Raw genomic sequence first — 9,545 nt, forward strand, 5'->3', positions numbered from 1 at the left:
GTCAGCACCGAGTCCATGCACTCGCGCAGGAATCCCTGCACTCTGAACACGGGGACGATGATGCTGAAGCGGGGTACGGCGTCGAGGTCTGTCTCAAACATGCGGTGCATTCTCCTTAAAGAGCGTTTCATCCCGGAAGGAGCGTTTGGGTTCGAGGTTCAGGTGGCGCCAGTTCGGGGCGTTGGCGGTAAGCCAAGAGGCGTCAGCACAGACCTTGATCGCGCGAGGGCTCAGGGCAGCGAAGTGGGAGAGCGCGTGTATGCGTCCGGCGTTGTCAGAGAAGCTGGTCCGCGGTCATCCAGCAAGCGGCAGGCCGTGCTCAGCAGTAGAGGTTTTCAGACTTTGTGCGTTAAGTACGTATGCGCTTGGCCGAGCGACCCGGTCTTCACTCCGAAGCAGCCGGTTGAATTGATCAAGGCCGCCTTCGTCTTCACGCAGCGCACTACCCGTCACCCGTTTGCCTGGAGCAATCTCGCACGCGGGGTAGCGCCATGCGATTCCGGTGGGTCGATCCAAGATTGCGGATCGGCGGAGCCGCTTGCGGGAAAGGTGACCTCCCGCAAAAGGAGACAGCCGTCTCGAAAAGGGGGAATCTGAAGAACCCTTACCCCTTCGCAGTCACCGCCTTTGGGGCAACTGGCGGGTCATCCTCCAATTGCAGAGTGACGCCCGAGGAGGACAGCTGTCAAGCGACACAGCATACATTTAGCGACGACCTCCATTGGGCCACCGCAGTAGGTTGCTGCATGCCACGGGATCGAGGAGGGAAGTGGAGGCCCGAGGGCAACGCGCCCGAGCCCCAGCGTTGGATCCCGAATCACGTTCCAGTTGCCACTCGCTCGGTGAGCTGCGCACCATGGATCCCTAACGCTGACACTTGCACAGTGATGGAGGTTTGCGCATGGAACCGGACCGGCACAGCTCCGGCAAGCGCCGCTCAAATTCTGTCGTGGACCGGCGCGCTTCGACTGGCACTCGCTCCTGGTCGTCGCCGGCGATGCGGAGGATCGCCAATCTCCATCCAGGTGATGCCAAGCGGATACTGCGTCGATCGCGTGCGCAGCGGCCCTCCACCCAATGGCTAAGAGGGTCTTGGCTGCGCAGTTCCTAACCAGCACAGACCTAGACCGACCGATTCCTCCCGGGGCGAAACCCTCATCACAGCCTGGAATTCTACGGGACACCCCGACACCGGCCGTAACCAGCAGGTCGCCTCCATGCCCTCAAGGGACTTGCTCGTGGTCTGCGAGCGCGTGCTGGGAGCGCTGTACGACGTGTTCGCCTGAGCCAGTCCCCTACCCACGGTGCCCTGCAGCAGCCGAGACACCAGAGTCGGCCTGAGGACAGCTGATGAGGCTTCAGCTGATCTGGCGAAATCCTCAAAATTTCGGGCCAGCACCTTCCAGCATGGATCACACGAGGAGGCTGGCCATAACCAGCACGGCCGACTTAGGACTGCACACGGCCCACACGTCACCACCAACCTGATTGCCGCCTCTATATTCCTCGTCCCATGGAGGGTGTTGATATGAAACGGGTACCAAGGTCGATCCAATCGTCCAGGCTCAGAACCAGGGATCTGCTTCTCGCGGCCCTGGCAGCATGTACGGTCGCGACGCTGTTACCGGTCACCTCCGTAGCAAAGAAATCAGCAGCCGCCCCAGATCCGCACTGGCCCAACAGCGGACAGTCGTCGGCGTCTTCCGCGCCGCATCAAGAGCTCGCGCCCGCAGAGGCCATGGAATCCTCCGCTCCCGTGCTGCCGCGTCAGAGGTGGACTGCCTCCGTCGATGACGAGGAGTCCGGAGTCAAGGGCAGCGATGCCCGGCTCGTTCTGGACAGCGACCGCGGCACCCTCCGGCGAAGCAAGCGGTCACACACCTCCTCGAGGCGGCCGCACAGCATCACCATCGACATGCACCGCACAACCGTCGTCTCAGGCCTCACCTACCAACCGCCCCGCCACAACACCAACCGCCGGATCAGCGCATACTCCATTCACCTGAGCCGCGACGGTAGGACCTGGGGCCAGGCGGTTGCGACTGGGACCCTGGCCGATGACGCGACGACTAAGACTCTGAGTTTTGCCGCCAAGGGCACCCGCTTCATACGGCTGACCGCTACCGCCGAGACTGGCGCGCGCGGCCCGCGATGGTCAGCCCAGGGGATCAACCTGCTCGGAGAGCCCGGAACAACCCCCGCATCCGTCGTCGACCTGCCGCGTGACGGATGGACAGCCAGTAACGAGGAGGCCGGGGTCAAGGGCAGCGATGCCCGGCTCGTTCTGGACAGCGACCGCGGCACCCTCCGGCGAAGCAAGCGGTCACACACCTCCTCGAGGCGGCCGCACAGCATCACCATCGACATGCACCGCACAACCGTCGTCTCAGGCCTTACCTACCAACCGCCCCGCCACAAAACCACCGGCCGCATCGGCCATTACTCGATCTCCACCAGCACAGATGGCGTCGCATTCGCCTCTCCGGTGGCCACAGGCACCTGGAAGGACGACGACTCGACCAAGGGCGCCACGTTCACCCGCCCGGCGACCGCCCGCTACGTCCGTCTCATCGCCACCACCGAGGCAGGCCGCCGCGAAACGCCGCTCTCCTCGGCCGCCGAACTGCGACTAAGCAGTCCGGCCAAGCCGGCCGTCCACGGTGCATGGGGGCCGCTGAAGGGCTTCCCGCTGGTTCCTGTGGCCGCAGCGGTACTGCCCAACAACAAGCTCCTGGCCTGGTCCGCGTACGCCCACGACCGCTTCGGAAAGGCACACGGCTACACCCAGACGGCGACAATGGACCTGACTACCGGAAAAATCAGCCGACGCCGCGTCGCTAACACCAGGCACGACATGTTTTGTCCCGGCACCGCAGCCCTCGCCGACGGCCGGATCCTGGTTACCGGCGGCAGCAACGCCGAGCGCGCCAGCATTTACAACCCCGCCACCGACAAGTGGACCTCCACCTCAAACATGAAAACCGCGCGCGGCTACCACGGCATGACGCTGCTCTCAAGTGGTGACGCCTTCGTCATTGGCGGCTCCTGGAGCGGCAACCCAGCCGCCAGCAAGAACGGCGAGGTGTGGTCACCCTCCACCGGCACATGGCGCAAATTGCCCGGCGTGCCGGTCAAGAGCACGATGACGGCCGACCCGAAGGGCCGCCGTCGGGCCGACAACCACCAATGGCTGTACGCGACTTCCAAGGGACGGGTGCTGCATCTCGGCCCAAGCAAGCAACTCAACTGGATTTCCACCAAAGGGGACGGCACTATCACGCCGGCTGGCACCCGCGCTGACAGCAAAGACGCAATGAATGGCAACGCCGTCGCCTACGACGTCGGCAAGCTCCTTACCCTGGGCGGCGCCACCGCCTACGAGAACGCCCCGGCAACCCGTCGCGCCTACACCGTCAGCCTGAACCACAGTGCACACCCCGTCAGCGCGCGCACCGGGGACATGGCCCAAGCACGGGCCTTCAGCAACAGTGTCGTCATGCCGGACGGAAAGGTTGCGGTCTTCGGCGGGCAGTCCACCCCGGTGCCCCTCAGCGACGCCCGTTCAGTCATGACCCCCGAAATCTGGGATCCCGCGACCGGCCGCTTCACCTCAATGGCTTCGATGGCAGTACCTCGCAACTACCACAGCGTCGCCAACCTACTCCCCGACGGGCGCATCTTCACAGGTGGTGGCGGCCTTTGCGGCAACTGCGCAACCAACCACCCAAACGGAGCCATCTTCACCCCGCCCTACCTTCTCAAGCCCAACGGCGCCCAAAGGCCCCGGCCTCATATCACCAGCGCGACCCCGGCCAAGGTGGCGCGCGGGACAAAGCTGCCGGTAACCACCGACAGTGCAATTTCCTCGTTCGCTCTGGTCCGAGCCGGAGTAGCAACTCACTCCACCAACAATGACCAGCGCCGTATCCCCCTGAGCTACCGCACCAAGGGCGCCAACTCCTACGAACTGAGCATCCCTGCCGACCCCGGAATCGCGCTACCCGGCACCTACATGCTCTTCGCACTCAACAAGAAGGGCGTCCCTAGCAAGGCCGCCATCCTGACTGTCGTATCCGCCAGCTTCACACCACGCCACGTGAAGCCCCCGCGACAGAACGCTTCCTGAAGGCTCCCCGAAGTAGAGCTGGGGATATCCGAACGCCCAGCGATCGGTCTGGAACTAAGCGCTGTCCCGTAAATGATCTATGACGTGCCGGGTGGCCTGGTTGCTTTCCTCTCACCCTGCGAGGGTGAAGTTGTGCAGGCGGGCGATGCCGAGCATGGCGTGGTGGACGCCGTCGCCCTTGAGGCGGCAGTCGCGCAGGATTTTCCAGGTCTTCATCCGGGCGAAGGCGTGCTCGACGCGGGCTCGGACCTTGCGGTGGGACGTGTTGTGTTCCTCTTTCCAGGCGGGGAGTTCGGCCTGGCCCTTCTCGCGTCGGTGCGGGATGACCAGGCCGGTGCCCCGGTAGCCGCCGTCCGCGATCACGGTGGTGTGGCCGACGGCGTCTTTCGCGCCGGACAGCTTCCACGCCCTGCAGTCGTTGCGGTTGCCGGGCAGCGGCCGGCCGACCGCGACGACAAGCCGGGTATCGGCGTCAATGACGACCTGGTGATTGGTGGAGTACCAATAGTTCTTCGACTGCTCGGCGACGGTGTGGTCGCGGGTGGGGACCAGAGTTCCGTCCACGATCAGCACAGTGTCCTTGCGGAACCGCTTGCGCTGCTGGAGGGCGAGTGCGGGACCGAGGTGGTCGATGACGCGGTCGGCAGCCGACTTCGACACCCCGAACAGCGGCGCCAACTGCCGCAGCGTGAGGTTGGTCCGCCAGTACGCGGCAACCAGCAGGACCCGGTCCTCCAGCGGCAGGCTCCACGGCCGGCCCTTGCGGACCGGGTCCGCTCCTTCGCGCCGCAACGCGGTGATCAGCTTGCTGAACTGACGCGGGCTCAGGCCGGCGAACGGGGCTATCCAGGACGGCTCCGACGTCGTGATCACACCAGACATAGCAAGATCATCTCACCCGTGACCAGCAGTTACGGGACAGCGCTTAGACAACATCGCCCCGCCGCAAACGCCCCGGCCGAGCCCTGTTGCCCGGCAGGAGGAAGACAGGTCAGGGCCCGCGTCGAGCGCACCTTCGCCCGGATGAAGCACTACAAGATCCTTCGTGACTGCCGACAGCGCGGCAACGGTCTCCACCACGCAGTCCGGGCCGTCGCCCACATGCGCAACCTCGCCCTCGCCAGGTGATCAACAGACGCCCGAACCACAGCCCGACCTGCCTGATCACAGCCTGCTGCAACACCCTTTAGAGTCCTTCTTCAAACGGATCTTGCCCAGAGCAGGAGTGATGCGGGTATGACCGCTGCTTCGTGAGAGGTGGCGGTCTTCTCATATCGGGTGGCGACACCGCGGAAGCGCTTGAGCTGGCTGAAGCAGCGTTCGACGAGGTTGCGTCGACGGTAGACCTCCCGGTTGAAGCCTGGTGGCCGGCCGCCGCGGCGCCCGCGATGGTGCCGGTGCCGCTGCTGGCCGGTTCTCTGGGGATCGTGTGCGTGATGCCGCGTCGTCGCAGGTAGCTGCTCGTCCGATAAGTCGCTGAGGTACGGCTCTCTTCATACCCCGCATCTCCACATGGACATGCCCGCCAGGCGGCCCGGACGGCGGTCGGTTCCACGATCGAGCGATCACGAACTGAGGAAGGTCGGACTTAACGCCCACTCAGAGGAGCCGCACCCCTTTAATTTTCCTGACGATGCGTCTGGCGATCGAGCCGGAGGAGATCGCGTTCCGGGCACTCTCGGCCGTCTACGGAGTCGAGTGATTGCCGATCTTACGGCCCCTGCCCCAGCCGTACCGCTGCGCAACCGCGCCGCTACGGGTGGGACGCCACCGGTTCCCTCACGCGGGTCCGCAACTTCGGCAGCCACCAGTTCGCCCGGCCCGCAAGCTGCATCGCGGCGGGTACGAGCAGTGCACGGACGATCGTGCAGTCCAGCAGGACAGCCACGGCAAGGCCGGTGCCCACCATCCGCAGATGCAACAGATCGGACAGCGCGAGCGCGCCCATGACGATCGCGAAGACAAACGCCGCTGCCGTGAACAGCCTTCCGCTGTGCTGGAGGCCAGTGGCCACCGCCACCGGCGTGGGGCTTCCCCTGCGGTACTCCTCCACGATGCGGGAGAGCAGGAACACCTCGTAATCCATGGACAGGCCGAACGCGACCGCGAACATGAGGGGAGCGATCACATCAGTGACCCCCGCGGCCGGAATACCAAAGGGCGGACCGGACAGCCATCCTTCTTGGAACACGGCGACCAGGATCCCGAAGGTGACCGTCAGGCTCAGAGCGTTCAAAAGCAGGGCTTTCACCGGAATCAGTACGCTGCCGGTGAAGACCAGGAGGAGCAGGAACGTGGCGCCGGCCGTCAAGGCACCGACAAGCGGCAGACGGCTCGTCAAAGCGTCTTCTGTGTCGGCGAGTCGGGCGCCAAGACCGCCGACGAGGGGAGGTACCGGGGCAGGGACGCGGCGAAGCCGCTCGGCCAGACGGCTTCCCTCTGGGGTGAGGGCATCCCCCGTCTCCGGGACGATCGACAGCCAGGTCCCGGCGTCGGAGATGAAGCGGACGGCCTTGGCCGGCGGGAGAGGCGACTGCCGGCCAAGGCGGTAGGCTCCGGTCAGGGCGTCCACCTGGCTCACGCCGGGGACGCGGGACAGCCGACGGGCGTATCCACTGACGGCCGCGGCGGAACGCCTCCCGTCCAGACCGGGCAGAACCACAGACGGGGTGCCCGATGCCGTCGTTCCGAAGGCGTTGCGCAGTTCCCGGGACGTCTGGGCGACTGGGGAGGACGACGGGAGGTGTCTGTCGCCGTACAGGCCGAAGCGCACCAAGGCTGATGGCGCGGCCAGCAGCCCGAGGAGGACCAGGCCCCCCAGCAGGACGATGACGGGTCGTCGGGTCACCCACTGGGCCAGCCGGAACCACCCGCCGCGACCTCCCGTGCGGGCGTGCTCCGACGCCTTCGGACGCAGCCTGGCGAAGACGTCCCACCGGTTCACTCGCTCCCCGAGGAGCAGCAGCAGCGCCGGCACCAGTACGAGAGCTCCTGCGGCGGAGGCGAGCACGACCACGACACCTCCGCAGGCGATCGATCGCACCAGGGGCATCGGGAAAACCAGCAGCGTGCACAGGCAGGCCGCAACTGTGGCCCCGGAGAATGCCACGGCACGTCCCGCCGTCCGCAGAGTCGCTTCCACGGCCGAGCCCGGAGCGAGCCCCTCGGCCAGTTCCTCCCGGTAACGGCTGACCAGGAGCAGGCCGTAGTCCACAGCCAGCCCGAAGCCCAGGGCCGTGGTGATGCTGAGTGCGAAGACCGACACGGACGTCAGGTTGGTCAGCAGGCGCAGAAACGCGGTGGTGGTGACGACAGCGAAGATGCCCACCCCCAACGGGATCAGCGCGACGACAGCGCTGCCGAAAGCCCACAACAGGACCAGCAGAACCAGGGGCGCGGTGACGATCTCGGCCACCCTCAGGCCGTGCCGGCTGAGGCGATCGTCCTCGGCGAGGAGTGCGGTCCGGCCCGCGGCTGCCAACCGCAAGGGGCCGCGCCGCCCGGTATGCCGGGCGATCGTGGCGCTGCCGGCAGCGCGCACCGCACGTTCGTCCCCGCGGAACCGGAGCAGCACCAGGGCGTGGCGCCCGTCGGCTGCGCGCAGCTCCGGGAGACGGCGCGGCCAGTAGCTCCGTGCCCAGGCGGTATGGGGATCGGCCTCGAGCTCGTCGGCAAGAGCCCGCCCGGCTCGCACGGCGCGGGTGTCATCGACAGAACCAGAGGTTTCGGCAAGCAGAACGAGGTGCGGCTCACCGGCACCGAAACGGGAGGCCAGCAGGGCATCGGCGCGCTGGGACTCGGCCGAGCCCGGCGTAAGCGTCTCGGGTGACAGCCGATCATCGATGCCGCGCGCTCCGATTGCCGCCGTGCACCCCAGCAGACAAAAGAGAAGCAGGACCATCCAGGCACCACGCCGCGAGCGGCGGACGGCCTTGAGGCAGCCCCGCTTTTCAGCGTTCGGAACGCTCTGTTCTCTCATGCCGGGGTAACGATCACCTGCGGCCCCCGTCACAACCGCCCGTAAGGGGCTGGCGCCGTCAGCCGATTGGGGAACGGGCCCGAGCCTCGCCGGCGGCATACAGGGCGAGGCTGTCGGGGTGAAGGCAACTCTGCAACAGAGTGCGTGCCCGATGCGGCAGCGTGTCGGCGAAGGCATGCCAGCGGGCCACCAGTTCCGTCGCCAGGGCAGGGATACCGGCGCCGATCGGGCCGGGGAGGAAGGGGAGCAGGTAGTGGGAGAAGTCGCGGGGGTGGGTGAGGGCCATCCCGGCGTTGTGCAGTGCGGTGATCTCCTCGATGGTGAGTTGACTGCCGTACTGGCGCGAGGCGGTGTCCTGGGGTTGCCCTGTGGCGTCACACCGGGTCACAAGGGTCGCGATGAGGTCGCAGATCATCGGGACGGCCAGAGCGTAGACCCGCGCGTAGTGCTCGGCAAGGGAACGCGTGGGGTCGATGGGTGTGTACCCGCGCGCCACGACGGGCCCGGTGTCGATGCCGGTGTCGATGCGGTGCAGTGTGCACCCCAGCTTCCGCTCTCCGGCCAGGACTGCGCGTACGGGGCAGAACAGCCCGGCGTAGTGAGGCAGGTCGCCTGAGTGGGCGTTGAAGCATCCCAGTGGAGGCAGGTCGATCACCGCTGAGCGCAGGATCTGGCCAAAGCGCAAGGAGATGAGTACGTCCGGGGCGAAAGCGCGGGCCCAGTCCAGGTCCGGGCCAGTGTTCAGGTCCGCCACGGTGCGCAGCGCGGCGCCGTGACGGGAGGCCAGGTGGGCGGGACCGGCCATGGCACCCGGGGCGGTGGGCAGTTCGGCCAGGGTGGGGAAGAGGACCTCGTTGGGGAGTGCGTCGTCCAGCCACAGCGCGGTCAGTGCGTCGTCCACCTCGGGCAGGCCCGCGACCTCTTCCAGACCGTTGGGGCGTTCGGTCGTTGTTGGGTACTGGGCGATGGCCAGGGTGTGCCCGGACATGTGTGGAAGGAGGGAGTTGAGCGTCCACCAACTGGTCAGGTCGGTCCGGATACACAGCAGGATGCGCAGGGGCTGCATGTTGGCGTCTTTCTTTGTCAAGTCCACGGCGGCCAGGAGCGGATGTGGAGTTGGCCTCGGCCGTTGGCCGGGCGAGAGCGCAGGATGTCACGGCCTCAGACCGGCCGGAGCAGAGTGGCGCACGGCCGATCCGCCGACGATACTGGTCACGGAGCGCAATCCAGGCCACCACAGCGCGGGCCGGGCAGTCGCGGATCGCGGCTGCAGGTGCTGTTCTTCGGATGTGTGTGACTCCTGACTCATACGAGATTTTTTCATGTGCGTCCAGGACGCGAAGGAGACGAGCTTCTTCCAACCTGGCCAGGTCGGTGGGGGGGACGGAGTGGGGGCAGGCGGCGACCACCAACGCGGCCCCCCCGCCGACGGCAAAGGAA

4 protein-coding genes and 2 pseudogenes are annotated in these 9,545 nt (G+C 66.4%); 2 read left to right on the forward strand and 4 right to left on the reverse strand.

Annotated features, from left to right (window positions below):
• The first annotated feature begins 1,756 nt into the window (after positions 1-1,756).
• The gene (locus tag ACFWZH_RS39095; protein WP_384443176.1) at positions 1,757-4,126 is read left to right on the forward strand and encodes a discoidin domain-containing protein; all 2,370 of its coding nucleotides are present in this window, start codon (positions 1,757-1,759) and stop codon (positions 4,124-4,126) included.
• A 111-nt stretch (positions 4,127-4,237) separates the two neighbouring features.
• Here ACFWZH_RS39095 and ACFWZH_RS39100 read toward each other — a convergent pair whose 3' ends face one another.
• The gene (locus tag ACFWZH_RS39100) at positions 4,238-5,008 is read right to left on the reverse strand and encodes a transposase (protein ID WP_384443179.1); all 771 of its coding nucleotides are present in this window, start codon (positions 5,006-5,008) and stop codon (positions 4,238-4,240) included.
• Positions 5,009-5,110: 102 nt separating this feature from the next.
• On the opposite strand from ACFWZH_RS39100, the pseudogene ACFWZH_RS39105 reads away from it, so the two are divergent.
• Positions 5,111-5,254, forward strand: a pseudogene (locus tag ACFWZH_RS39105) (IS5/IS1182 family transposase); the annotation flags it as partial.
• 71 nt (positions 5,255-5,325) lie between these two features.
• Here the strand turns inward: ACFWZH_RS39105 and ACFWZH_RS39110 are convergent.
• From ACFWZH_RS39110 to ACFWZH_RS39120, 3 genes and pseudogenes are all read right to left on the reverse strand, one after another.
• Positions 5,326-5,526, reverse strand: a pseudogene (locus ACFWZH_RS39110) (transposase); the annotation flags it as partial.
• A 353-nt stretch (positions 5,527-5,879) separates the two neighbouring features.
• Positions 5,880-8,105, reverse strand: a complete 2,226-nt coding sequence (locus tag ACFWZH_RS39115) for an MMPL family transporter (RefSeq protein ID WP_384443182.1) — start codon at positions 8,103-8,105, stop codon at positions 5,880-5,882.
• A 58-nt stretch (positions 8,106-8,163) separates the two neighbouring features.
• Entirely contained in the window at positions 8,164-9,171 is a 1,008-nt protein-coding gene (locus ACFWZH_RS39120; protein ID WP_384443184.1) for a formyl transferase, read from the reverse strand.
• Positions 9,172-9,545: the final 374 nt, after the last annotated feature.

Origin of the sequence: Streptomyces sp. NPDC059008, assembly GCF_042749045.1 — a bacterium.
Taxonomy (GTDB): Bacteria; Actinomycetota; Actinomycetes; order Streptomycetales; family Streptomycetaceae; genus Streptomyces.